At 57.9% G+C, this 25,216-nt stretch carries 19 protein-coding genes; 13 read left to right on the top strand and 6 right to left on the bottom strand.

The features are described from left to right. Positions 1–347 precede the first annotated feature (347 nt). The 5 genes from HK28_RS06450 to alr all read left to right on the top strand — a co-directional run bounded on the left by HK28_RS06450 (position 348) and on the right by alr (position 8,585). Positions 348–1,520 carry an efflux RND transporter periplasmic adaptor subunit gene (locus HK28_RS06450; RefSeq protein WP_158093410.1) on the top strand — a complete coding sequence of 391 codons (1,173 nt, stop codon included), beginning with the start codon at positions 348–350 and terminating at the stop codon, positions 1,518–1,520. Next, positions 1,513–4,632: an efflux RND transporter permease subunit gene (locus tag HK28_RS06445; protein WP_086643807.1), complete on the top strand. Its 3,120-nt coding sequence runs from the start codon at positions 1,513–1,515 to the stop codon at positions 4,630–4,632. Before HK28_RS06450 ends, HK28_RS06445 begins: the two co-directional genes overlap by 8 nt. Further along, positions 4,629–6,164 (top strand): efflux transporter outer membrane subunit, encoded by a 1,536-nt coding sequence (locus HK28_RS06440; protein ID WP_086643786.1) that lies wholly within the window; start codon positions 4,629–4,631, stop codon positions 6,162–6,164. Before HK28_RS06445 ends, HK28_RS06440 begins: the two co-directional genes overlap by 4 nt. A gap of 127 nt (positions 6,165–6,291) precedes the next feature. Beyond that, entirely contained in the window at positions 6,292–7,311 is a 1,020-nt protein-coding gene (locus HK28_RS06435) for an NAD(P)/FAD-dependent oxidoreductase (protein WP_086643785.1), read from the top strand. A gap of 149 nt (positions 7,312–7,460) precedes the next feature. Next, entirely contained in the window at positions 7,461–8,585 is a 1,125-nt protein-coding gene (gene alr / locus HK28_RS06430; RefSeq protein ID WP_086643806.1) for an alanine racemase, read from the top strand. Between the two features lie 231 nt (positions 8,586–8,816). Here alr and HK28_RS06425 read toward each other — a convergent pair whose 3' ends face one another. Further along, positions 8,817–9,644 carry an aldo/keto reductase gene (locus HK28_RS06425; RefSeq protein ID WP_086643784.1) on the bottom strand — a complete coding sequence of 276 codons (828 nt, stop codon included), beginning with the start codon at positions 9,642–9,644 and terminating at the stop codon, positions 8,817–8,819. 412 nt (positions 9,645–10,056) lie between these two features. Here HK28_RS06425 and HK28_RS06420 point away from each other — a divergent pair, with 412 nt between their 5' ends. Continuing rightward, positions 10,057–11,004: a hypothetical protein gene (locus tag HK28_RS06420; protein WP_086643783.1), complete on the top strand. Its 948-nt coding sequence runs from the start codon at positions 10,057–10,059 to the stop codon at positions 11,002–11,004. On the opposite strand, the gene HK28_RS06415 is transcribed toward HK28_RS06420, so the two are convergent. After that, on the bottom strand, positions 11,001–11,597 hold the full coding sequence (locus HK28_RS06415; RefSeq protein WP_086643805.1) for a recombinase family protein: 597 nt from the start codon (positions 11,595–11,597) through the stop codon (positions 11,001–11,003). The two genes, HK28_RS06420 and HK28_RS06415, sit on opposite strands and share 4 nt — an antisense overlap. Before the next feature lie 1,508 nt (positions 11,598–13,105). Between HK28_RS06415 and HK28_RS06410 the strand changes: the two genes are divergently transcribed. Next, positions 13,106–14,545 carry a primase-helicase family protein gene (locus tag HK28_RS06410; RefSeq protein WP_086643782.1) on the top strand — a complete coding sequence of 480 codons (1,440 nt, stop codon included), beginning with the start codon at positions 13,106–13,108 and terminating at the stop codon, positions 14,543–14,545. After that, entirely contained in the window at positions 14,542–15,486 is a 945-nt protein-coding gene (locus HK28_RS06405; protein WP_143217337.1) for a hypothetical protein, read from the top strand. Before HK28_RS06410 ends, HK28_RS06405 begins: the two co-directional genes overlap by 4 nt. Before the next feature lie 17 nt (positions 15,487–15,503). Here the strand turns inward: HK28_RS06405 and HK28_RS06400 are convergent, their stop codons facing one another. Then, complete coding sequence (locus tag HK28_RS06400; protein WP_086643780.1) at positions 15,504–16,763, bottom strand: tyrosine-type recombinase/integrase; 1,260 nt, start codon at positions 16,761–16,763, stop codon at positions 15,504–15,506. A gap of 214 nt (positions 16,764–16,977) precedes the next feature. Between HK28_RS06400 and HK28_RS06395 the strand changes: the two genes are divergently transcribed. Genes HK28_RS06395 through HK28_RS06385 form a run of 3 tightly spaced genes read left to right on the top strand, consistent with a single transcriptional unit; the run spans position 16,978 to position 19,573 of the window. After that, entirely contained in the window at positions 16,978–17,829 is an 852-nt protein-coding gene (locus tag HK28_RS06395; RefSeq protein ID WP_086643779.1) for a 23S rRNA (adenine(2030)-N(6))-methyltransferase RlmJ, read from the top strand. After that, positions 17,826–18,797, top strand: coding sequence for an NAD(P)H-dependent glycerol-3-phosphate dehydrogenase (locus HK28_RS06390; protein WP_086643804.1), 972 nt, complete (start codon positions 17,826–17,828; stop codon positions 18,795–18,797). Before HK28_RS06395 ends, HK28_RS06390 begins: the two co-directional genes overlap by 4 nt. A 23-nt stretch (positions 18,798–18,820) precedes the next feature. Beyond that, positions 18,821–19,573 carry a TylF/MycF/NovP-related O-methyltransferase gene (locus tag HK28_RS06385; RefSeq protein WP_086643778.1) on the top strand — a complete coding sequence of 251 codons (753 nt, stop codon included), beginning with the start codon at positions 18,821–18,823 and terminating at the stop codon, positions 19,571–19,573. Positions 19,574–20,020: 447 nt separating this feature from the next. Here the strand turns inward: HK28_RS06385 and HK28_RS06380 are convergent, their stop codons facing one another. From HK28_RS06380 to hutI, 3 genes are read right to left on the bottom strand one after another with little or no spacing between them, the layout of a single operon-like run. Further along, positions 20,021–20,494, bottom strand: a complete 474-nt coding sequence (locus tag HK28_RS06380) for a YbaK/EbsC family protein (RefSeq protein WP_086643777.1) — start codon at positions 20,492–20,494, stop codon at positions 20,021–20,023. Positions 20,495–20,535: 41 nt separating this feature from the next. Next, positions 20,536–21,297: a histidine utilization repressor gene (gene hutC / locus HK28_RS06375; RefSeq protein WP_086643776.1), complete on the bottom strand. Its 762-nt coding sequence runs from the start codon at positions 21,295–21,297 to the stop codon at positions 20,536–20,538. Then, on the bottom strand, positions 21,287–22,552 hold the full coding sequence (gene hutI, locus HK28_RS06370; RefSeq protein ID WP_086643775.1) for an imidazolonepropionase: 1,266 nt from the start codon (positions 22,550–22,552) through the stop codon (positions 21,287–21,289). The genes hutC and hutI overlap by 11 nt, the downstream gene beginning before the upstream one ends. A 143-nt stretch (positions 22,553–22,695) precedes the next feature. On the opposite strand from hutI, the gene HK28_RS06365 reads away from it, so the two are divergent. Both HK28_RS06365 and hutG read left to right on the top strand, forming a co-directional pair. Beyond that, on the top strand, positions 22,696–24,087 hold the full coding sequence (locus HK28_RS06365; protein ID WP_086643803.1) for a formimidoylglutamate deiminase: 1,392 nt from the start codon (positions 22,696–22,698) through the stop codon (positions 24,085–24,087). Between the two features lie 76 nt (positions 24,088–24,163). Next, complete coding sequence (gene hutG / locus HK28_RS06360) at positions 24,164–24,964, top strand: N-formylglutamate deformylase (RefSeq protein ID WP_086643774.1); 801 nt, start codon at positions 24,164–24,166, stop codon at positions 24,962–24,964. The last annotated feature ends 252 nt before the right edge of the window (positions 24,965–25,216 follow it).

Here is a 25,216-nt window from a genome sequence, read left to right as displayed (position 1 = left end):
CACGCTGATCGCCGCCTTTCAGCGTGTAAAGCCGAACAAATCGGCGCAAACTGCCTCAGGATCCTCCACTGGGCCTTGTGGAGCTTCATTTCACCTCTCCAGGCGCATCGCCCGCCCATTGCGGAGCGCCCCGGACTCAGTTAGGTGCTTGGCTGCCCGAGCGCAGCCTCAAAAGGCTATTTAGAGACGGCGTCCGGCGATCAGTACAACGACGACGCCCGGTGGCGGCGTCAGCGTCGCCCGCCACATTTTACCCGTGATGTCGTCGTATGATTGCACCTTCATTCAGTCTGCGACGCATGTCATTCCAGACCAGCCGCAATTCGGGAACGGGCGCCTTATCCAGTATGAACCTGCCAATCGTTGGCCGCCTCGGTCCATTGGGCGCCGCCGCTCCTGTTACCGGGATGCATCGTCCCAAGACATCCGGACGTTACGCTGTCGCGGCGGCTGCGATGCTTTCATGCTCCGGGTTTGCGAGCCAGGCCAACGCAGAGAACAATCCGGCGCACCGCAACGCCCGAGGGCAAGTGGTGGTCGAGGCTGACTCCGCCCTCGACAAAACGCTTGTCGTGACCCCGGTGACGGCGAGCATCTGGAATCGCGGGGTCCGGACGCCGGGTCAGATCGTCGCCGAACCGTCCCGTAGCGTCACGGTTTTTTCGCCCGTCACCGGCCTGATTCAGGAAGTCACGGTGAATCCGGGCGATCATGTGCAGGCCGGGCAGATTTTGGCGCGCGTCATCTCCGGCGACGCCGCGCAGGCGACCAGCGACGAGGCGAAGGCCCGTGCGGGTCTGGAGTTCGCGCAACGCGCATTCACCCGCGCCCAGGGCGTTCTGGCCGCAGGCGGCGGCGCCCAGAAAGATCTCGAAAACGCCCGCAGCAACCTGCTGCAGGCGCAGGCCGAGGAGGACCGCGCGCAGGCCAGATTGAGCGCGCTGCAATCCGCATCCGGCGCCGACGGAATCATAACCCTCAAGGCGCCGATCGAAGGCGACGTGAGCGCGGTCAACGCGACCGCTGGCATGAACGTCGTCGATATCACGCAGCCGCTGATCGTCATGGCCAATTCGGAAGAATTATGGGCTATCGCCGACGTGCCCGAACGCGATATCCGCGGCGTCACGGTCGGGCAGCAGGTCAACGTCGCGCCGTCCGCTTTTCCGAACGTCATCCTGCACTCGACGGTCTCAGCCATCGACCCGATCGTTCAGCCGAACATGGCGGTGCTGCGCGTTCGCTCCATCCTGCCAAACGTGGACGGGGCGCTGCGCCCGAACATGTACGCAGCGATTACAGTCATGGAGCCGCAACCGCCGACGATCTCGGTGCCGCAATCGGCGCTGTTGATGAACAATGACAAGGTGACGGTCTTCGTCCGCGTGGCCCCCCATGTGTTCGAACGGCGCGCGGTCGAGATCGTCTATGACGAAGGGGACCAGTGCCGCGTTACCTCCGGCCTGTCGCCCAGCGATTCCGTCGTCACCGTTGGCGCGATCCTGCTGAATGATGATTGATCGGGTCATTGCAGGCTGTCTTCGCAACAGACGCCTGGTTTTCGCCGCGGCAATAGCTCTCGCAATCTGGGGCGTTCTGGCCTGGCGAAGCATCGCGATCGAGGCTTATCCGGATCTGGGCGCCGTGACCGTGCAGGTCACGACGCAGGTTTCTGGCCTCGCCGCCGAAGAAGTCGAGCAGCAGATCACGACGCCGCTGGAACGCCAGCTCGCAAGCACTCCGGGTCTGATCGACTCCCGATCCAGCAGCACGTTCGGCCTCTCGCTGATCACGCTGATCTTCAAGGACGGCACGGACGTCTATTTCGCGCGCCAACGCGTGACCGAACAGTTGGCCCAGGTGACCGTGCCTTATGGCGCAACGCCGGGCCTTGGCCCGGTCACCGGACCGTCAGGGGAGATTCTTCGCTATACGCTGGTGTCGGATCGCGCCAATCTTATGCAACTGTCCGACATCCAGAAATGGATCGTCATCCCGGCGCTGACCCAAATCCCCGGCATCGCCTCGGTGACCAATTTCGGCGGTTTCACCAAAGAATACCAGTTGGTCCTGAATCCCGGATCGCTTCATTACTACGGTATCGGACTCAATGACGTCCTGACCGCAATCCGCAACAACAACGGCAACGCTGGCGGTGGGCGTGTGACGCGCGGTGACCAGTCTTACGTCGTACGCGGCAGCGGACTGGTGCGCACGCTGGACGAAATGGGCGAAATCTCGGTCGCCCAGCGCAACGGCATTCCTGTGTTCTTGCGCAATCTCGGTCAGATGCAGCTTGGCCACCAGGTGCGGGAGGGCATTCTCGGCAAGGACTCCAATCCCGACACGATTGAGGGCATCATCACGATGCTCAGCGGCCAGAACGCGTCGCTCATCCTGAAAAACGTTCATGCCCAGATCGACAGTCTGCAGCAGCAGCTTACGCCAATGGGCGTAAGGATCGTACCTTATATCGACCGCGACGTGCTTGTCCGCGCCACTACAGACAAGGTGATGGACACCGTTTTCAAGGGCGTCGGCCTCGTTCTGATCGTCCTCGTGCTTTTTCTGGGCAGCCCGAGAAGCGCGCTTGTCGCGGCTATCACCATCCCTCTCGCCCTGGCGTTCGTGTTCGTGGTCATGGACATGCTCGGCATGCCCGCGAACCTGTTCTCCCTTGGCGCCATAGATTTTGGCGTCGTCGTCGACGGGGCCATCGTGGTGACCGAGGCGATCCTGCGCATTCGCGAAGAGCGACCGAACGACGTGGTCGAAATGAGTCAGGTGCTCGAAACCACGGGTCATATCGGCCGATCGATCATGTTCTCGACGCTGATCATCATCGTCGCCTACAGCCCGCTCTTCGCCTTTCAGGCTGCGGAAGGAAAACTCTTTCGCCCAATGGCCTTCACGGTCAGCTTCGCCCTGTTCGGTGCGTTGCTGAGCGCAACCATGCTGACGCCCGCGCTGGCGTGGCTGGCGATGCGCAAGCCCCACCGCCTGTTCCACAACAAGCCGCTGGAGTGGCTGCATCGGACCTATGTTCGCTGGCTCGGCCATATCGTCGACCGACCGCAGGTCGCCTATATCGCAGGCGTCGCTGCCTTCGCTTTGGTCGTCGTATTGGGGGCCTCAGTCGGGCGTGAATTCCTGCCGGAGCTGGACGAGGGGGCGCTGTGGCTTCAGATTCAGCTCCCCTCCGGCATTTCGCTCGACAAGGCCAGCGCCATGGCCAGCGATATCCGCCACGCGGCAGACGAATTTCCGGAAATTTCCTTCGCCATCACGCAGCTCGGACGTAACGATTCAGGCACCGATCCCTGGACGCCGTCGCATATCGAAATGCCCGTCGGCCTGAAGCCCTACAGCACCTGGCCGCATGGAGAGACGAAAAAGCAGTTCGAGAAAAAATTTGCTGCGAAGTTACGCCAGATTCCGGGCATCAGCTTTGGGATCAGCCAACCGATCGAAGACAACATGAACGATCTGGTCGGCGGCGCACACTCTCCGCTCGTGCTGCGTATCTATGGTCAGGATTTCCGTGAACTGCGCCGCATCGGCAACGAAGTCGTGCGCATTCTCTGGACCGTGCCCGGCACCCGCGACGCCTCGATCTTTCAGGAGCCCGAAATTCCGGAGATGAACATCTCCGTCGATCGCATGGCCGTCGCGCGTTACGGCGTCGCTGGATCCGACGTGATGAACGTGGTGCAGAACGGCATCGGCGACGCCGCCGTTGCCCAGCTTTACGTCGGCGACCGCAGTTACAACATGACGGTGCGCATTCCACAGGCGGACGCCGCCAATCTGCAGACGCTGGGGCGGATGCCGTTCACCACGGCGTCCGGCAGCCAAATTTCGCTCAACGAACTTGCAAAGATCACACTGGAAACCGGCGAGAGCAACATCTCGCATGAGAACAATCACCGCCAGATCACCATCCGCGTCAACAACGGCGACCGCGCGCTGTCGCAATACCTGACGGACGCGCAGGCCCGCATCAACCGCGACGTTCACTTCGATACGGCGCGATACCGGTTGGAATGGGCAGGCACGTTTCAGGAGCAGCAGCACGCGCAGGCACGCCTGACGGTCGCTCTGGCGATCATGTTCGCCGTCATGCTGGTGCTGCTATTCGGGGAGTTCCGTATTTTCCGTCAGGCGGCGCTCGTCCTCGGCGTCGTGCCGCTGGCGACGCTTGGCGGGCTGGTGGCGCTGCATCTGCGCGGCGAAACGCTGAACGTCGCGACCGCCGTCGGCTTCATCGCCCTGTTCGGCGTCGCGGTTCAAAACGGCATCATCATGGTTTCGAACATCAACCGCCACCGGGCCAACGGCATGGAGTTGCGCGCAGCAGTCCTTGAGGGCGCCGGAGAGCGCTTCCGTCCGGTGCTCATGACGGCGACAGTCGCAAGCGTCGGCATGTTGCCCGCCGCCATCGCGACAGGCATCGGCACCGACGTGCAACGCGGCCTCGCCACCGTGGTGGTGGGCGGTCTGGGCATCGCCACCTTCCTGACGCTGTTCATCCTGCCGACGTACTACGCGCGGATCGAAGCCTGGGCGAAACGTCGGGAGGACCGACAACGGGCCGCATCGCATGCGGGCGAAACCGGCGGGTCTCCGGCATGAGGAGACTTCTCGGAGCCGTCGCCCTGATCGCGCTTGCCGGATGCGCCGTTGGGCCGGACTTCCACCGCCCTGACGCGCCGACGACCACTTACGGACCGGGAGGTCTGGCGCGCACGTCGGGCAGCGAAGCGAAGAAAGGTCTGCCGTCAAATCAGGACGCGCCACAGCTTTTGGCCATGGGCAAGGACATCCCGGCGGACTGGTGGACGCTGTTCCACTATCCGGAGCTCGATCAGCTTCTGAAACGCGTGCTGGCGCGAAGCCCGACGCTCGAAGCCGCGAAGCTCGCGCTTCAGGCCGCGCAACAGGACAAGAAAGCGACCGAGAGCGCGCTGTATCCTTCGGTCAGCGGTTTCTACAACCCGGCGCGCTTCAAGACGTCGCGGGCGTACTCCAACGTGCCGATCGCAAATTCCTGGCTGTACACAATCCACACAGCGCAGCTGAACATCTCCTACTCTCCGGATATCTGGGGCGGGGTGCGCCGTCAGATCGAGTCAGCGGCGGCGGAACGTGAAGCGCAGCGCAACCAGCTCGAAGCTGCGTGGTTGACCCTCACCAGCTCCACCGTGGACGCGGCCGTTTCCTACGCCATGACGCGCGCCCAGATCGAGACGACCGAGACGCTGATCGCGGATCAGGAGCGCACCCTGAAAGCCTCTCTGGCGGAGAAGGCTCTTGGCGCGATGTCGGGCGCCGAAGTTGCGATGCAGCGCACCCTGTTGGCCCAGACGCGCGCGACGCTACCGCCCCTGCGCCAGACTCTGGCGACGCTGCATGACGAGATCGCGGCGCTGTCCAACGACATGCCGGACGCGCCGACGCCGCAGTTCGAGCTGGATCGGTTCGTACTGCCTGAGGTTTTGCCAGTCAGCGTGCCTGCGCGGCTCATCTCCCAGCGGCCGGATATCCGCACCTCGGAAGCCTATTTCCACGCCGCCTGTGCGCAGGTCGGCGTCGCCATCGCCAACCGTCTGCCGAATATACAGCTCGGCTTCGACCCCGGCTTCGCGGCCGCGACGATCGCCCAGATGGCGACGCCCGGATACGGTCAATGGACACTGGGCGCGATGCTGACCCAGCCGATCTTCGACGGGTTCCAGCTTCAGCATCAGGAGCAGGCTGCGCGCAAACGGTACGAGGAAGCCGCCGCCCAGTATCGGGCGACGATCGTTTCCGCCGTGCAGGACGTCGCCGACAGCCTCAGCGCCGTCCACACCGACGCGGACGCGCTGATTCAGTCGGCTGCAGCCGAACATGAGTCGGACAGAAGCGCCCAGATCATGCAGGCGCAGCTTCGCCTCGGCGACGTCAGTCAGGTCGCTCTGCTGAACGTGCAAGAGGCGCGCCTACAAACCATGCTGACCCTGATTCAGGCCCGCGCGGCGCGGCTGTCGGATACGGTGGGGCTGTTCCAGTCTCTCGGCGGCGGCTGGTGGAACCGGGTTGACGATCCGGCTGCAACGGTCCCCGGCGGCGCGAAAGCCGCCGCCTCCGCGCGACCGGCGGCTGGACCAGCCGGTAACGGCTGAACGACCGCGTTGCGTTCGCCTCCGCTCTGACGCACAACGACTTCGCCAGACACGACAATCAGACGCTACGGTTATGCTGACCTTGCGCTGAGGCCGCCCCCCGCTCACGGCAGGAGAGAGACGACACATGACAGACGGGACGATCACGACGGATGTCGCCATCATCGGAGCCGGGCCTACGGGTCTGTTCGCCGCGTTCGAGTGCGCGATGCTCAAGCTCGACTGCGTGCTTGTCGACGCCCTCGCCGATATCGGCGGTCAGTGCGCCGCGCTTTATCCCGAAAAGCCGATCTACGACATTCCCGCCCATCCGGCGATCGAAGGGGCTGCGCTGATCGAATCCCTCGCCCGCCAGATCGAGCCGTTCAACATCCCCCGGATGCTCGGTCGTCGCGTCGAAACCCTGAAAGGTCAGCGCGGGGCGTTCATCCTTGGCACGGACAAGGGCGACGTCATCCACGCGAAGGCCGTGATCATCGCGGCCGGAGCCGGAGCGTTCGGCCCGAACCGACCGCCGCTGGACGGGCTTGAAGCCTATGAAGACACAGGCTCGGTGCAGTATTATGTCCGTCGTCGCGCGGACTTCGAGGGGAAAACACTGGTCATCGCAGGCGGGGGCGACTCCGCCCTCGACTGGGCGCTCTCGTTAAAGGAGCTGGCGCGCAAGATCTATCTGGTGCATCGCCGCGACAAGTTTCGCGCGGCGCCGGAAAGCCTGCGGCAGCTCGACGAGGCCGTGGAGCGCGGCGAGATCGAAAAGGTCACTCCGTTCCAGCTCAAGGCCCTGCACGGCGAAAACGGCGCGTTGCGGGAAGTGGAGCTGGTGACGCTGGACGGTGAAAGCCGTCGTCTTGAAGCCGATCATCTGCTGGCGTTCTTTGGACTGGCGACCGACCTTGGCCCGGTCGCGCAATGGGGCATGGACCAGATCCGCTCTACGATTCCGGTTACGCCCTCGACATGCGAGACAAGTCTGGCCGGCGTGTTCGCCATCGGCGACGTCGCGACGTATCCGGGCAAGCTGAAGCTCATCCTGCAGGGTTTCAGCGAGGGTGCGATGGCAGCGCATGCGATTCATCCGATCGTCCACCCCGATCAGGCGCTGCATTTCGAATATTCGACAAGCAAAGGCGTTCCGAATTCGTAACGAGAGGGTGGCGCGGGCGGGTCGCCGCCTTATACTGATTCACCGGGACACGCGGGCGCTACCTGAGCGGGCGCCCGGAACAAGCGCAGAGGCCTTCATGCTCTCCATTCTCTGGAGCAAAACCCCGCATGTATCGAGGACTTTCTGAAATGGACATCGCTGCGCAATGGGCAGGCGGCGCCCTGACGATCGATCTGGCGGCGATCGCCGCAAACTATAGGACACTGCAAAGCGTCGTGGGCGGAGAGTGCGGCGCGGCGATCAAGGCCGACGCGTATGGCCTGGGCGCGTTGACTGTCGGGCCGACACTGGAGAAGGCCGGTTGCCGCCGTTTCTTCGTCGCGCACCTGTCGGAGGGCGTGGCTCTGCGCCCGGTGATCAGCCGGGACATCCCGATTTTCGTGTTGCACGGCCCCCCGCCGGGCACGTCGCGCGATCTTCTGGAGGCCGGGCTGACGCCGGTGCTGAACAGCGTGGAGCAGCTCGCCGAATGGCGGGCGCTCGCCGCCAGTCTGGGGCGCATGTTGCCCGCCGTGATTCAGATCGATTCCGGCATGGCGCGCTTTGGGTTAACCGCCGAAATCGTCACGACCATTGCGAATGATCCAGGCATGCTGGCGGGAGTCAAACCGCTTTTCGTCATGAGCCATCTGGCGTGCGCTGACGAGCCGCAGCATCCGGCGAACGCCGCGCAGTTGGCGGCCTTCCTGCGTTTGACAGCGCTGTTTCCTACCCTGCCCCGCAGCCTTGCGGCGTCTTCAGGGATTTTTCTCGGCCCTGAATGGCATTTTGACATCGTCCGTCCGGGAGCGGCGCTTTATGGCGTCAACCCGACGCCGGGACGGCCGAACCCCATGCGGCCCGTCGTGCGGTTGCAGGCGCGAGTGATTCAGACGCGCGACATCCCAACGGGGCAAACTGTCGGTTATGGCGGGCTGTTTACCGCAGCACGCCCGACGCGGGTAGCGCTGCTCGGCATAGGTTACGGCGACGGCTTCCACCGCGCGGCCTCCAATCGCGGGCGCGCCGTCCTGCCGTCGCATCCTGAGACGCATTTGCCGATCATTGGCCGGGTGTCTATGGACTCCCTCGCCGTAGACATTACGGACCTGGGCTGCTTGCTTGTGCCAGCGGGTACTCCGTTCGATCTGATCGGCCCGCATATCTCGCTGGACGAAGCTGCGGCAGCGGCGGGCACGATCGGCTATGAGTTGCTTACGGATCTCGGCGGCCGATATCACAGGAGCTACACGCAGGGACACGCTGCGTCCTGATTTTGGTTTTTCTTCATTGCACGTCTATAGTGACGCATCGCGCGGAAACGTCAGGCCGACGCGATACGCCGGACGCCCGCTCTGGCGACCATTCGTCCCCGGGAGACCGCCACGCGGTCACGCCGAACCGGAATAATATAAAAACAACAAGTAAATATCATAGAAAATTTTAATACTGACGTCGCGACGTTTACCGCAACCGTTAGTTCACTTGTACGGCCCCCTGTCGCTCTAATGTCCCGATTTATCTGCATCGACGGGCAGCATGTCCGTACCCCCAAGGCTGTCGATGCGCGCCATATCGTCATTGGAAATCTCGAAGGCAACACAACCCAGATTTTCCTTCTGCCGTGCAGGGTCGGCGGATTTTGGCGTCGTGGCGAAGCCGCTCTGCAGGTGCCAGCGCAGGATCACCTGCCCGACCGTCTTGCCCATCCGGGCGGCGATTTCTCCGATGACCGGATCATGCATGATCTCGCCATTGCGGCCCAGCGGACTCCACGTTTCCGTAACGATGCCTTTTTCGCGATGGATGGTGACAAGATCGTCCCTGCGCAAATACGGATCGAGCTGGATCTGGTTGACGTGCGGCACAAAGCCTGCGTCGAAGAGTTTCGCCAGATGAGCCGACTTGAAGTTCGAAACGCCGATCGAACGGGTCATCCCGGCCTCAAGCAGGCGGGTCATACCCTCGAACGCCTCGACATAGAGGTCCTGCGCCGGGTTGGGCCAGTGGATCAGCAGCAAATCGACGTAGTCCATCCCAAGACGACGCAGGCTTGCTTCGCACGCCGTCCGTACGCCGTCGCGGCTGTGCCACTCCTTGTTGAATTTGGTGGTGATGAAGATTTCGGCGCGCGATGCGGAACTGCGCCGAACGCCCTCTCCAACGCCTGTTTCGTTGCGGTAATTCTCAGCCGTGTCGAAAAGACGATAGCCGGCGTCAATCGCGTGGCTGACGGCGCCGGCGACCTGCGCGTCGTCCATCGGCCAGGTTCCCAGACCGAACTGGGGCATTTCGACGCCGTTCAGAAGGCGAAGCCTTGGAGAAAGAACCATGAAATTCAACCTCATTTTTCAAGCGTCGTGAACGACAATCGGTGACCTCAGAACTTTGGTGCATTTGTAGAACCCCAAGAGTCGCAGGGGCAAGCGCACGTGAGTTCTCGATCATGGGGCAGTGGAGGGAGCACATCTGGGTATGCGGGCAGTATGCGGATGCAAAAAATTGTAAAATCTTAAGCGATTGATTTCATTGACGACTGGAAAGTTAGTTTTGTGTAGTATGCGGGTTAATCAACTTGACGACACCCACGGTAAATTTAAATTAAAACAAAATGTTATGGTGATTTCTCAGTGAACTACAGACACGCTTACCGTATCGTCATCGTGCGTAAGATATTGAATTCATTCATATAAAATTCGGACACGCGCGTAGGTATGCGGGCAATGTGAAAAAAAATGACACGAAGTGTTCGATGGCTTAGAATTGATTGAGTTCGGGGTGGTGGATATGACGGTGAAAAAAGCAGTGAGCGCGGATTCAGACAAAAATTGCTTCGTAATAATGCCCATTGCTGACATGCCACCATACCCCAATGATCATTTCACGCACGTCTATAAAGATATTATCGTACCAGCTGTAGAAGCGGCAGGGTACAAACCGATTCGAGCTGATGAATCAAAAACAACAAATATTATACATGCCGATATCATAAAAAAAATCGTTGAATGCCCACTGGCTATTTGCGACGTCAGTGGAAGAAATCCAAATGTTTTATTTGAACTAGGCATTCGACAAGCATTCGACAAGCCCGTGGTAATTATTAAGGATAATGAAACTGCGGACATTTTTGATATAGCTACCATACGATACATTACCTACTCGAGGCATCTCGGATATCGTGATGTGCTAAACACACAATCAGAAATTACAAAATTTATCCACTCCACAATGAATCCTGATACAGCAGACGCAAATATAAACTCCATTATTAAATTCATACAAATCGCCAGCCCAGCAAAAATATCTCCGATGAGCGTAGATAATAAGCAGAATTTTACGAATGAGATACTTCTCCGCGAACTGGATAGTATCAAAATAACATTAAGTAAGTTGTTAAATGATAAGAAACGTGGAATTTTTACACCACCACCAACATATGATGATCACTCAATTTCTGATATTTCGATCGAAAATTTGGATATTGAGGTTTCGAAAATTCAAAAAAAATTATTTGCGGGGATTACGACGAAATCTATGATAGATTCAGTAATGTTTGATATTCAAAGGTTGAAAAGAGAAATTATTTTAAAATTAACTAGAGCAAATGACGCAGATCAACGTCGAAGACTCGATCAATTATTGTCAATGTTGATAGACTCCGAAAAATATATTGATAAACCTCTTTCGAATTAATGTTTCTGTAAACCGGATCCTTCGCAACGTCTCTTGTGAACTGCTTCAATGCGATACACGGTCGCACGGCTGATTCCCAATTTTCGGGCGGTTTCCGTGGGTGACGTGCCGTTGTCCAACATTGTCAGGATCGCGTCGCGTTGTTCGTCAGCCATCGGTGGGCGGCCCTGATATTTTCCCGCTGATTTGGCCTGTGCAATTCCCTCACGCTGACGTTCCAGCATCAGATCGCGTTCGAATTCAGCCACGGCGGCCAACATTGTCAGCATCATTTTCGATGTGGGGTTTGACGTGTCCAGCACCTGACCGCCCATCGACAAAATTACTAACGACGCGTTTTTCGCCTCGATGCCGCGCACAATGTCCAACAGATCAGCGGTTGAGCGCGCCAGACGATCAGGTTTAGTAACGACCAGCACGTCGCCGTCCCTAATGTAATCAAGCACATTGGCGAGTTCAGGACGTGCGGTTGATTTGGCGCTGACCTGTTCGCTGAAAACCCGTTCGCATCCATAATCCGACAATGTGGTCTGTTGCGCCGCCAATCCGTGCGTTTGATCGGTGGTGCTGGTACGGGCGTATCCGATGATCATTGTGCATCCGATCTGTATCATTTGATTTTAGGAGATATATGAGAATGTGTCTCATAAGTCAAATTCCGATTCAAATGAAACACATTCGGGCTGACTGATCGGTGTCGCGTTTGGGCATGGTCAAATGGAACAGATCAGGCGCGGATATCGCTCACACACCAACAACCGTCAGCGATAGTGCATTGTGCGTACGTCTGATCACTCGCGTGTTGTCGCCGGTGAGTGAAAACCAGAAGTAGCCAACGCCGACAACACGAGAATGGTCAGAAGTGGATGGAATTTCCAATGACGGATGGTCAGAAGTAAATTGAAAATTCCAGTCGGCTGTGGAAAACGACAAGCGCAAGTAAATTGGATTTCCATCGGGCATTAGTAGAAGTAAATGGAATTTCCCAGTGTATAAGGGGGGTAAATTTTGAAAAGTGTTTTCGACTCAAGCGCAGCCCCCATCGGAAATTACGCGACGGGAAAAATGTACCAAATGGGGCAACGCGTTGATTTCATTGCCAATTAATTTAGTCGCGTCGGTTTTTGCCGGTCGGTATTGACTTTTCGAATTTCGAAAGACGACCAACATATAAACAAAAAACTAATTCGGTGCGTTTTTTTTATTGACCCGATCCGTCTCGCTGTGCTGTTTGAGCCATGCCCGCCGCCCCAAGTAGTTTGAAATTAATTGAGGCGTGCATGGGGAAAATTGGTTTCTGAAATCAGCCGTGGTGCGAGTTTGGCGTGGGCGCGCTTGTGTCCGTCACTCCCACGCATTTCAGACCGGGTATGGTCGACGTATATGGAGACGTGTCGTGTGTTTGATTGAATGAGCGGGGGCGATACACATGTGGTTGTTCCCGGTTTGTTCCCATGTTGTACCCAGAAAAAACCGCAGAAAACCGCCATGTTCCCAATGTTCCCAGGTTTTGCCATGTGTATACCACGTATATACGTATGTGTGTTTGTTTGTTATTATATATATAAAAACCTGGGAACATTGGGAACATGGCGGAAATCAGCCAATTTTTCTGGGTACAGATTGGGAACAACATGGGAACATTGGGAACACGCACGGGAACAACGGCAAACGCATATGATCACAACCGGGAACAGGGGACTCACGACATGAAATAGTTGCATAATCACAACAATATGTTAAATATAATGTATAGATGATCGGCGACCAAGTAAAACACCGATCCCGTCCCCAATATGTGGATTTTCTGGTTGCATTGCCAGAATTATGTGTGTATAAATACACGTACATATTGCGGATTCGCGGGGTTGTCTCTTGGTCGGGATGGCCCCGTTTTTTGTTGGCGAACGGCTGATTGTTTCCATCGCCATATTTTGAGATTAGCAATATGTACACATTAGTTTTCAAAGAGCGCACAGCCGGTGCAACGCATTGTTCCGCACCAACGTTCCACAAGGTGAAGATTTCTCAATTCACGACACACACGAGCAGCACCACAACCGACGCCAAGGGCAGACCGGTCCATATCAAGGTACCCAGTGTGATCACTGATCCCGTTGAATTGGAGCTGTTCGAAGAGGCCACGCGAAATGTCCTCAAGGTGGCAATTCCTGAAACAGAACGAGACGGCGTGACCGTATGGCGTGCGGATTCACACACATGGTCGTATTTCAAAAAACCCGCAGCTGCAGCCAAGGTCATCGTGCATGATCTCAATGACGAGTTGATCGACGAAGATTTCGTGACGTGGGTTTTTGCACAATCACAATTCCACGAGACATGTGCGGGCGACGGATATTTCCCGATGGGGCCGCAGTCATTCATGGAGGACGGCAAATTATTCCGCAACACATGGCGCGATACCGGAATCAAAATCGCCGACGATGATCAGCCGTGGAAACAGGATGAGCAGGACACAATCGCCGAGTTCATCAACAAAATCATCAGGATCAATTTGGCGAACAAACGCGGCGAAAAGACATTCGATGAATTGATGGACATATTGCACGACGAGAAGAACGAACAGGAGTTCGAATTCCGTTTCATCATGCACCAGATCGCTCAGAATTACATGCGTCCCGGATCGAATTTGAAAACCAATATGGCGTTAGTTGGAAGACCGGGTGGCATGGGTAAGAACCTGTTGGAAAATTACATGCGTCGTTTGCTGGGCGAGACCAATGTCGCCAAACCACAGAACATCGAAGGCAAGTTCAACAGTTGGTCTGTTGGTTCGTCGTTGGTGGTGCTGAACGAGGTCTTGGACCGAACCGGTGGTCTGAATGAACTGATCAAAAAGGTGTCGATTGATGAATACGTCTCGTTTGAGCAAAAGGGCGTTGACCAAAAAACGGCGCGCAACCTGTCCAATTATTGGATATTCTCAAATTTGCTGAGTCCGTACAAAACTGACGACACGGAACGCCGCACGGTATTCATTCGTACATTCAACGATCCGCTGATCGGATTAGCCGATACGCAAAGAACGAATACCGTAAAATACACACGTGATATTGACGATGAGAACATGTGCAGATTGCTGGCGAAGTTTATCCATTACATGTGGATTGACGAAGAGCTGATCAACACATGGCACAGAACGGAGGTGTCTGACCAATTGACGAATGACGCCAAGTCATTAATTCATGATTTTCTGGCTGAGGAAAAGTTATCCGATTTATTAACGGAGAAATTCGTTCGTGGGTCATTTTACAGATATAATATAAAGAAAACCCAGTTCTTTGAGCAGTATCAGAGTTGGTGTGAGCGCAACGGCCATGAGAAACCGAATGCTCGCCAAATCAAATCTGAAATGTATGAAGCCAGTTCATTTTTCGGCTTCGCATCGGATCGCATCTGGTTGAAACACGAAAACGTTCTGGAAATACGAAATGACATGCGGTTGGACGAAGACACGGAAACGCATGACCGCCGCAGGTGCCACATAAACGCCGATCAGTTCGACGTGGAGGCCGCATGATGAGTCTGTTCAATTTTTCGATTATTGCAGCCGTGGATGCGTACGAGTGCAAAAACGTGCCATGTGATTCGTTCAACGAGTTCGCGCAGTTCATGACGGAACAAGCTGAAAAACGCGAGTTTCCGGGAAAGGGCGGCCCATTGTGGCTGCCCTGTTCATTCACGTGGGACGCGCAGACCAGCACGTTTCATCCGGTGAACGCGTTAGCCAAACCAACGTGCCTGTTCGGGATGGATTTTGACGACGACGGCAACACATGGACAAACGTGCAGGCGGCATTGGACGAACTCGATTGCGATTATTTCATCCACACAACCATGTCATACGTCCCCGGCAGCAAGGACAAAGCGCGTGCCGTTATTCCACTGACAACGCCGATCAACGACAACGACCAGAATAAGTTATTATTCGACGCCGTGCAAAACATGTGGTCGGGCAAGCTGAAACTGGACGCGGCATGTTCCAATATCGCTCGCAAATTTTACATTCCGGCCACCAACACACAAACGGGCCACAAATGCGTCCATAGGCACGTCAACAACCGAGGTGCGTATGATCCCACCGGAATAATCGCACAGGCCAGTCGGCAGCGAGCCAAGGCGATTTTAGCGGCACGTATGAAGCAGTCAGCCAACGCCAAACGTGCACACGGCAAAATCGTCAAAAGCCACGGCTCACCGTATTGGAACGGATTGACCGATCAGAACCTGTTCAGCCCTTTGGGCAAATGTCGCAAATTGGCCGATGAAATCAGCACACAAGCAAGCAAAGGCGCATATGCCGCCAAGTTCGCGTGTACGTTGGTCAAGGCCACCAATGGGCGATTTCCGAATGGCGTTGACGATCAGATTTTGGAAAAGGCCCTTGCTGACGTATTACACGGTTCAACGCATAATAATTTCGCGCAATTGATCCGTGATGCGAGACGTGTTGTGCGCTGAATTCCAACCAATGCGGGTCAAGAATTCTGAGAATAATCCCGCCATTTCTTGGGGATAAGCGCCTCCCGGTGCTGTTCAATCGTGCTGTGATCGTAGTGTTTTCTGATCATATCGACTGAAGTCCCCAAGTTTTTCGCAAGGCTGTAATAATCAACACGATCAACAATTTGCTCCGTGATGTGAGTATGTCTGAATGAGTACGTTGTGCGTTTCGTCCCGAGATAATCACGTTCAAGTGCGGAATCTTTCAGGATCACATTCATAAATCGATCCATATCTTCGGTGATTTTTCTCTTTGAATTGGCGAAAATGTAATCCTCTGGATCAGGCGCAGTGTTGTGCATGAATTTGAAATTGGTCCATACACCAGCCAATGTAATCGCGACCTGTGGCAGCGGTATTGTCGTCCTGTGTTTTCCTTTTCCCTGAACTCGTATCGATATCATTTGCGGCATAACGGTCTCGTAATCGAATCCGATAATGTGCTTCCATTTGAGCGTTCGGGCTTCCGTGGGGCGCAGTCCGGTTTCCAGCATGAACATGCAATAATCGAAAAACATTTTCCATTTGTAGGATGATCGGTAATCAGCATCTGCTGTTGATGCGCTGATTTGCCTGAGACCGATGGCGTGAAAAAACGACTTCAATTCGTCGGTGCTGAATGCTGGTCTGGCCACGTGTTGTTTATCGGCATATCGGAATTGAATCCGGTCTGCGATCAATTTCTCGTCATGCAGCCAGTTGAGGAAAATATACAGACCAGATTGCTCCATTTGTTGAGTGGTGGCGGCAGGAATCGTTTTGATTTTCGGATTGATGCGGCGAGTTACGGGTTTCCCGCACCGAAGAATGGTTTGTTTGGTGATTTGCGTTCCCGGCCCGCTAGTCCAGTACGTCATGCGCCAGTTCATAAAATCGTCGATGGTTTTCGCCGACAGATACGAGACAGGTTTGTCACCGCAAAATTGAGCGAGATAAAGCTGAACCACCCGTTTGTGCTGTTTGGCTCTCAGCGCGGTCATTCGGCGTCGTTCAACCTTACCGTCGAGATATCGCTCATATCGCGGGATCAACGAATTGATCGTGGGATCGCGGCCATCCAGACCCATTTCGGCCCGTGCGACATATCTCCCGTATTCGAGGTGCGCGCGTTTCAATGCGTCCCGTTCGTCCGAAGTCCCCAATGACCGCCTGATTTCGCGTCCGAGCGTATAAAATCGAACGTAAAAATTTGCCGATTTGGGTTGTTTGAACAAAGTGAATGGTGGCTCAGACATCGGCTCGTCTCTAAGGTATGCGGGTCAGCGTTTTGGTGGCTCAAAGGTATGCGGGAAGTATGCGGATGCGAAAATTCGCAAATTCCTAAGTGTTTGATTTCATTGAGAAGTGCGAAACGCGTTTTACGAGGTATGCGGTAGGTATGCGGGTAAGTCAAGCCGAGAAGAGCCCTGAAAATATCATGTTAAAACAACAGGTTATGGTGATTTCTCAGTGAATTATAGACACGCTTACCACGCTGGCAACTTCGCCGACTGCATGAAGCACGCCCTGCTGGCCGCGCTGATTGGCGCGCTGACCCGCAAGGATACGCCATTTGCGGTTCTGGACACCCACGCAGGGATTGGCGGGTACGATCTTGCTGGCGTTCAGGCGGAGGCCACGGGCGAATGGCGGGATGGGATCGGGCGTCTGCTGGCCATTCCAGAGGACGCGTCGGAACTGACGCCGCTGCGCCCCTGGCTGGATATGGTGCGGGCCAGTTTGAGGCCGGAGGATGGCGCGTTTCATTATCCGGGCTCGCCGGAACTGGTTGCGCGCCTGCTCCGCCCGCAGGACGAACTTGTCTGCTGCGAACTGCATCCGGAAGATCAGGCGGTGTTGCGACGCCTGTTTCGAAACAAGCCGAACGTGTCGGTTCATCATCGCGACGGGTATGAGGCGATCGGTGCCCTGTTGCCGCCAAGGCAGGCCAGGCGCGGGTTGACGCTGATCGACCCGCCGTTCGAACGGACCGACGAGTTCGCACGGCTGGCGCAAGCGGTGGCGCAGGCGCGCGCACGCTTTTCCACCGGCATGGTGGCCGCGTGGTATCCGATCAAGCATGGCGGGCCTGTACGGGCGTTTCTGGATACGATCCGGGATGCGGGGCTGCGCGACGTATTGAACGTTGAATTTACCCTGCGCCCGCCGCTGGACCCTTCGCATCTCAACGGGTGTGGGCTTCTGGTGGTGCAGCCGCCCTATCAGTTCGATGAGGAAGCGCGCAGTATGCTTGAGCCGCTTTGCCGCCATCTGGGTGGCGGAGAGACGCAGGCGAAGGTTGAATGGGTCGCGCCGGAATGAAGCATATCGCTGTGATCGGCGCCGGGTCGTGGGGGCTGGCGCTGGCTTTGCAGGCCGCGCGAGCGGGCGCGCAGGTGCATCTCTGGGCGCGCGACCCGTCGGCGCGTCTGGCGAATGGGGCCATGCCGCGTTTGCCGGGATATCCGCTGCCCGACACGGTGTCGGTGAGCGGACGGATGCCGGAGCGCGCCGACATGGTGCTGCTGGCGGTTCCGATGCAGCATCTGCCGGCCGTGTTGGGCGGTCTGAACAGCGGCGCGCCGGTCGTCCTGTGCTGCAAGGGCGTCGAACCTGGAACATTACGATTTCCTCTTCAGATTCTAGAAGAGGCGCTCCCCGGCGTTTCCGGCGCAGTGTTGTCCGGACCGAATTTTGCGCATGAAATCGCGGCATGTTTGCCTGCGGCGGCGGTGATCGCAGCACGGAAGGCGAGTCTTGCTCGCGCTCTCGGCGATCTGCTGACGACGCCTCGGTTTCGTCTCTATGACAGCGACGACATTGTCGGGGTGCAGCTTGGTGGCGCCGCGAAGAACGTGATCGCGATAGCAGCCGGGGCGGCGATTGGCGCAGGTCTGGGCGAAAATGCGCGCGCGGCGCTGGTGACGCGCGGATTGGCCGAAATCGGGCGTCTGGCCGCCGCATTGGGCGGACGCCCAGAGACGCTGGCGGGTCTTGCAGGCGTGGGCGACCTGCTGCTCACCTGCACCGGGGGCGCCTCCCGCAACTTTCGTGTTGGCTCCGCGTTGGGTAAAGGCATGACGCTTGCAGAATCTTTGAATTCACCAGCAGGCGTGGCGGAAGGCGTGGCCACCTCCGGCGCCCTTCTGGCTCTTGCGAAGCGGCATGACGTGGCGGTTCCGGTGATTGAAGCGGTAGCTGATCTGGTCGAAGGGCGCAGTCTTTTGACCGATGTTATCGAACGTCTGTTGTCTCGACCGGCAGGAAGCGAAGCGGGGCGCATGGCCTGAGTCAGATAAGGGGGAAGACGCGGATGTGGATGCGAAACGAACGGCTTAGACGGATTGTAAGTCGCAACAAAGTTCTTCGTTTCCTGTCATCCGACATTCAGACGCGTCTTCAACTCACCTTGTTGCGCGGCCATAAATCGAAACAGGTCATCGACACCATAGAGTCGTGCCGCAGGAAGGCGGACTCCCTGCTCAGCGGCGATGAATCCTTTATGTTGCATGCGTTGGCGCAGGCGCAGGCGGAGCATGGTGGCGCGTTCGCAGAATTCGGGGTCTACAAAGGTTGCTCGGCGCGTCTGCTGTGTTCCGTGAAAGGGACCACGCCCCTGCATCTGTTCGACACTTTCTCAGGTCTCCCAAAACCTTCCGGTGCAGAACTGGGCACTTTCCGAAAAGGTGAATTTCGAGGAACTCTGGCCGAAGTCCAGAATGTGTTGAAGGGATACAAGGGCGTTCATTTTCATCAGGGCGTGTTTCCAGCCAGCACGGCAGGCTTGGAAAATTTGCGATTCTCTTTTGTGCATCTGGATGTTGACCTTGAAGGCGCGACCTTTGCTGGTCTGGAGTTTTTTTATCCGCGCATGCTTCCGGGGGGCATACTTATCACGCACGATTACTCAATCATTCCGGGTGTCCGGAACGCTGTTGACCGTTTCATGGCTGGCCGTCCCGAACGGATGATCGAATTACCGACGACACAGGCTATGGTTATCCGGTCGGCGGATGCGCGCGTAATGGTCAGCGTGGAAGCGGATGCAACTGCTGTCGCAGCTTAAATGTTTAGAGCCGTAATTTGATACTGCGGATTTGGAACGAATGAGCTTTGCTCCTGCTGAGACGGCCAATAAATCAATTTGTATGAAGAGCGCCGCCAGCACATCCTTGAGCCAACATGTAACCAACTCCGGGCGGGCAGTTCTTGACGGAGAGGGCGTCGGATTGCTCCGTTTGGTATCGGGCAAACGGGAAGCAAGGCGACGCTGAACGCCGCGAGGAATGCATTTTTAGAAAATGAATACTTTCTGCGCAGGCAGAACGGAATCACATTATATTATTTCAGATATGAATTTCGTTCGTTTTCCCTTTGGAAATAAACAGGAATATCTCTGCCTCCAGATTTTTCCGCCAGAAGATTGGAGTCGTTCGCTGTATCTACGTCCGACCCGCTCGACGCCCGACCTCCATTTTACACTGCGTAATATTATTACGTGAAATATCTTTGATCACGCGTCAGCGACAGCCTGACACACATCGACCCATTCTCCGTTCACCAATTCAGCCAGGCGTTCAGGCGTCAGGCAGACCGAACTGGTGGTTGAACCCGCCGCCGGCCAGACCTCGGCATACCGACGCAACGAAATATCGCAGCATACGCGCAAGGGTTGCGGCAGACCAAAAGGGCAGACGCCGCCAACAGGGTGACTGGTCAATTCAAGCACCTCATCGGGCGGAAGCATGCGAGGACGGTCACCGAACGCGGCCTTGGTCTTGCGATTGTCCAGACGGCCCGTGCCCGCCATAACGACAAGCAGGCGTTCGTCGCCGACCTTTATCGCCAGCGTCTTGGCGATCTGCCCGTCTTCCACGCCGAGCGTCTGCGCGGCCTCCGACACGGTCGCCGTGCTCGCCTCCATCACGACGGGCGCGATGTCGGGCGCGTGTTCGGCGAAGAAGGCGCGAACGGACTCAAGACTCATACGCTGGAATCTCCCTGATTGCCTGATGACGACGTTGCGGATCAGGTCTGCCGTCGTCCGCCAAAACTGTAGCGGCTGCCAGGATACGTGAACACGCCACGCATCACCACGCGTCCATCGACCCAGGTTCGGCGCACCAGTTGCAGGCACGCTTCTGGGCCGTCGAGTTCAAGGAGGGCTTGCTGATCCGCTTCCGGCGTCACGGCGAAGATGACGTGCTCGACCTCGTGCGGAGGCGAGATCTGAAACAGATACCGATGAGGATGGGTCGTGGCGAAATCCTGATCGAGATAGTCCGGCGCAAAATGCGGAGACACAAAACGCTCCTCAATCTGCAGGGGCGTGTCGTCCTCGTAATGGATCAGCACCGAGTGGAACAGCTTGACGCCCGGCCGCTGGTCAAAAGCGAGGGCGAGATGCCCATCAGCGCGGATCGTCTCCAGCAATACGACGCGTGATCGGTGCCGTCCCCCACCCGCCTGAATATCGTCGGCGATGTCACGAAGCTCGAGCACCTCAGCCCTTGGCGCCGGTCGGGCGACAAACGTGCCCACGCCCTGGGCGCGCGTGACGATCCCCTCGCCCATGAGTTCGCGCAGAGCGCGATGCACGGTCATCCGGGAGACGCCGAGCGTTTCCACCAGTTCATTTTCAGATGGCAGACGCGAACCGACGCCCCACTCGCCCGAGGCGATCCGCTCGGTGATGTAGTGTTTCACCTGCTCGTAGCGGGAAGCAGGGCGCGCAGCCGTCAGGTCCGGCGACACGGTACGGCGCGGAAGGGTGTCCGTATCAGACGCCATCGGGAACGCCTCCAAAAACGCGTGCGATCGGGGTCACGCCACCGATCCAGTAGGACAGTTCATGTGGACCGGTCACGTCCCAGAGCACGAAGTCTGCAAAACTGCCTGTAGAAAGAACGCCGATATCGCCGCACATGCCGAGCGCCTGCGCGGCGATCCGGGTCACGGCTTTCAGAGCCTCCTCCGGCGTCAACCTGAACAGCACGGAGGCGAGATTCATCGTCGCCGTCAGGCTGGATAATGGCGACGTGCCGGGGTTGCAATCTGTAGCCAGCCCCATCGGCACGCCGCAACGCCGGAAAAGATCGACAGGCGGCGCCTGCGTTTCACGGATGAAATAGAACGCGCCGGGCAGCAGCATGGCGACCGTGCCTGCCTCCGCCAATGCGGCGGCGCCCTCTTCTCCCACATATTCAACATGGTCGGCCGAGAGCGCCCGATACTTCGCAGCCAGCGACGCTCCGCCGCCATCGGACAATTGATCGGCATGCAGCCGGACCGGCAAGCCAAGTTCGCGCGCAGCGGCGAACAGTCGATCCACTTGCGGCGCTGTGAAGGCGATGCTCTCGCAGAATGCGTCCACGCTGTCCGCGAGGCCGAGCCGCGCGATTTCGGGCAGCATATCTTCAACCAGATGCGTGACGTAGTCGTCCTGTCGTCCGGCGAATTCCGGCGGCAGGGCGTGGGCGCCAAGGAACGTCGTGTGCACGCGCACCGGCAATCTTTCGCCGACGGCGCGCGCCACGCGCAGCTGTTTGACCTCGTCCGCCAGCGTCAGTCCATATCCGGACTTGATCTCAATTGTCGTGGTTCCGGCGGCAATCATCACCTGCGTGCGGCGAAGCGCGATTTCCAGCAACTCCTCTTCGCTCGCAGTTCGCGTGGCGCGCACAGTTGATGCGATGCCACCGCCAGACCGGGCGATTTCCTCATAGCTCACGCCATTCAGGCGTTGTTCGAACTCCGCACTGCGATCCCCGGCAAAAACAAGATGTGTGTGCGCGTCGATGAGGCCCGGCGTCACCCACGGCATACGCGCCCCGACCAGATCTTCGGCGTGAATTCCGACGCTGCAGGTGATGACCTCACGCGCCAGAGATTCAGGCGCATCCGGCAAGTCCTGTCGCCGCCCGAGCCAGATAATCCGCCCGTCGCGCGACGCAATCGCGCCGTCGCGTATGCAGCCATAAGCATCCTGGGTCGCCGTCGGGTCGAGCGTCGCGAGATGAACGCCTATCCAGAGCCTGTCCCACATCGTCGTCATCCTGTTTACAAAGCCCTTGCGCGATACACCATGCGCATGGAACGTCTTCGGTAAAACTCTAGGTAAGTCTATACAACCCCATCGAAGCAGCTATGGTGCGTTTACGCAACGACAGAAAAAGCGGACGCACCGGCATGACGCAAACCCGCATCGGATTCGTGAAACAAGCCCTCCTGCCCGAAGGATGGCGCTGTAACGTGCGGATCGCGACGGATGAAAACGGACGTTTTGCACATATCGCGCCTGATGCGACACCCGATGGCGTCGACTGGCGGGCGGATGTCGCGATTCCGTCGATGCCCAACCTGCATTCTCACGCGTTCCAGCGCGCCATGGCGGGCCTGACCGAACGCCGTCAGAATCCGGCGGATACGTTCTGGACGTGGCGCACGTTGATGTATCGTCTGGCGCTGCGGATCAGCCCTGACGACATGCGAACCATTGCGACACATCTGTATATCGAGATGCTTCGCGCCGGGTATACGCAGGTCGCTGAATTCCACTACCTGCACCACGCGCCCGACGGCGCGCCATACGCGAACCCTGCCGAGATGTCCGTCCAGTTGATCGCTGCGGCGCGGGATGTCGGGATCGGGCTGACGCTGCTTCCCACGCTATACGCCCGCTCCGGTTTCGGGGCGGCTGGGCTACAGAGTGACCAGCGCCGCTTCGCGACCAGCGCGGAGACCATCATGGAGATTGCTGAGCGGGCGGCAGGCGCTGTGGGCGACAGTCGTCTTGTCGTCGGGCTCGGCCTGCATTCCCTGCGCGCCGTCGATATCGCTGACGCTGCGCGCCTTACAGAACGGCGGGTCCATGGCGGCCCCGTCCATATCCACGTCGCGGAGCAGACGCGTGAAGTAGATGAATGTCTCGCAGCGACAGGCGCGCGCCCGGTCTCCTACCTGCTCGACAACGCGCCTGTGGATGATCGGTGGTGCCTTGTCCATGCAACCCATATGGACGCCGTGGAGACCGCGCGAGCCGCAGACAGTCGCGCCGTCGCCGGACTGTGCCCGATCACGGAAGCCAATCTGGGCGACGGATTTTTCCCCTTTCAGGACTACATCACACGCAAGGGCGCGTGGGGTGTGGGGTCAGACAGCAACGTGCTGATCAGCCCAGGCGAAGAACTGCGCCTGCTCGAATACGGACAGAGACTCAGTCGGCGACAGCGCTGCCTCGGCCTGCCGGAAGGCGAGGTCGGTTCGACAGGCGCAGCACTCTATCGGGCGGCGGCGCAAGGCGGCGCGCAGGCCTGCGGGCTTCTCGCGGGCGGCGATACGCTCTGGGGAATCACAGTCGGCGCAAGAGCAGATCTCTGCACACTCGACGCTGCGCGGCTGTCGCTTCCCGGACTGACGGGAGATGCGATCCTCGACGCCGCGATTTTCGCGGGAACGGCCTTACCGATCCGTGATGTCATGTGCGCTGGAGAGTGGCTGGTGTGTGACGGGCGCCACCCTCTGCAGGACGCTGCGCGGGAACGCTTTAACATGACCGCCGCCGCGTTGCTGGAAGAGTGACGCAAGGGGCCGCAGGCTTTACTCAAATTGAGAAAATAATTTTATATCATATGAAAGAATCGGGAGCGACAGGATTATGCCTCCAGTCTTCACACTGACGCCGGGCTCAAGCCCCGTTCTGGTCACCATCCCACACGCAGGTACGGCCCTTGCGCCGGGCATGGAGGCCCGCATGACGGCGCGCGGACTGCGCCTTCCTGACACGGACTGGTACATGCCGGATCTCTACACCGGAGCAGCGCTGCGTGGGGTCGGCGTCCTTACCGCCCATTACTCGCGATATGTCGTCGATCTGAATCGCGGCGCCGATGATGCGGCGCTCTATCCTGGACGACCGAGCACCGGCCTTGCGCCACATCTGACCTTCGACGGGACTCCGATCTATCTCGAAGGAGAGGCGCCTGGCGGGGACGAAATCGCGCAACGGACGGAGGCTTACTGGCGCCCCTACCATGACGCCGTTACTGCGGAACTCAAACGGCTGAGAGCAAAGCATGGGTGGGCGATCCTGTGGGACGCACATTCGATCCGTTCGCAGGTTGCACGACTGTTCGAGGGCGTGCTGCCGGACCTGAACGTTGGCACCAATAGCGGCGCGTCCTGCGCAGCCTCCTTGTCGAATGCCGTGATGGGGCAGGTCGGAATGTCGCCCGATTACACGCATGTTTTGAACGGGCGGTTTCGTGGAGGCTACACAACGCGTCATTACGGCACGCCAGAGACGGGCGTGCACGCGGTCCAGCTGGAGATCGCGCAATCTACCTATCTGACCAGCGAGGATGACCCATGGCTTGCGGATGCGACGAAAGGCGCGCGTCTGCAGGAAGCCATCAACGGGCTGCTCGAGGCATTGCTCTCCTGGACGCCAGAGGGTTAAGCCTCGCGCGGCGCTGGTTACAGGCCCTTCCGAATGATTTGTCACGATGCCTCAGGGCCAGCAAGCACTATGAACTCAACACGAAGAGGTGCTGGGCGGTGCGAGGGGGTTGCCTTACTTGGCGCGGCGCAAACAGACGGCTTCGCCCCCCCCCCTGACCCGTCGCAGGAGCAACTTTCCTGTATTCAGGACACCGGACGCAGATGGAGGGTTTGAAAAGCCCCTTGGCTCTGACCTGTTCTGTGTGATTCC

The sequence above is a fragment of the Acetobacter sp. DsW_063 genome, from assembly GCF_002153745.1.
GTDB lineage: Bacteria > Pseudomonadota > Alphaproteobacteria > Acetobacterales > Acetobacteraceae > Acetobacter.
This window is presented reverse-complemented; position numbering and strand designations above follow the sequence as displayed.

What these genes read in the sequence shown, in the direction of transcription:
- HK28_RS06450 (WP_158093410.1), top strand. Translation starts at nt 348, where the DNA reads ATGAACCTGCCAATCGTTGGCCGCCTCGGTCCATTGGGCGCCGCCGCT.
- HK28_RS06445 (WP_086643807.1), top strand. Translation starts at nt 1,513, where the DNA reads ATGATTGATCGGGTCATTGCAGGCTGTCTTCGCAACAGACGCCTGGTT.
- HK28_RS06440 (WP_086643786.1), top strand. Translation starts at nt 4,629, where the DNA reads ATGAGGAGACTTCTCGGAGCCGTCGCCCTGATCGCGCTTGCCGGATGC.
- HK28_RS06435 (WP_086643785.1), top strand. Translation starts at nt 6,292, where the DNA reads ATGACAGACGGGACGATCACGACGGATGTCGCCATCATCGGAGCCGGG.
- alr (WP_086643806.1), top strand. Translation starts at nt 7,461, where the DNA reads ATGGACATCGCTGCGCAATGGGCAGGCGGCGCCCTGACGATCGATCTG.
- HK28_RS06425 (WP_086643784.1), bottom strand. Translation starts at nt 9,644, where the DNA reads ATGGTTCTTTCTCCAAGGCTTCGCCTTCTGAACGGCGTCGAAATGCCC.
- HK28_RS06415 (WP_086643805.1), bottom strand. Translation starts at nt 11,597, where the DNA reads ATGATCATCGGATACGCCCGTACCAGCACCACCGATCAAACGCACGGA.
- HK28_RS06405 (WP_143217337.1), top strand. Translation starts at nt 14,542, where the DNA reads ATGATGAGTCTGTTCAATTTTTCGATTATTGCAGCCGTGGATGCGTAC.
- HK28_RS06400 (WP_086643780.1), bottom strand. Translation starts at nt 16,763, where the DNA reads ATGTCTGAGCCACCATTCACTTTGTTCAAACAACCCAAATCGGCAAAT.
- HK28_RS06390 (WP_086643804.1), top strand. Translation starts at nt 17,826, where the DNA reads ATGAAGCATATCGCTGTGATCGGCGCCGGGTCGTGGGGGCTGGCGCTG.
- HK28_RS06385 (WP_086643778.1), top strand. Translation starts at nt 18,821, where the DNA reads ATGTGGATGCGAAACGAACGGCTTAGACGGATTGTAAGTCGCAACAAA.
- HK28_RS06380 (WP_086643777.1), bottom strand. Translation starts at nt 20,494, where the DNA reads ATGAGTCTTGAGTCCGTTCGCGCCTTCTTCGCCGAACACGCGCCCGAC.
- hutC (WP_086643776.1), bottom strand. Translation starts at nt 21,297, where the DNA reads ATGGCGTCTGATACGGACACCCTTCCGCGCCGTACCGTGTCGCCGGAC.
- hutI (WP_086643775.1), bottom strand. Translation starts at nt 22,552, where the DNA reads ATGTGGGACAGGCTCTGGATAGGCGTTCATCTCGCGACGCTCGACCCG.
- HK28_RS06365 (WP_086643803.1), top strand. Translation starts at nt 22,696, where the DNA reads ATGACGCAAACCCGCATCGGATTCGTGAAACAAGCCCTCCTGCCCGAA.
- hutG (WP_086643774.1), top strand. Translation starts at nt 24,164, where the DNA reads ATGCCTCCAGTCTTCACACTGACGCCGGGCTCAAGCCCCGTTCTGGTC.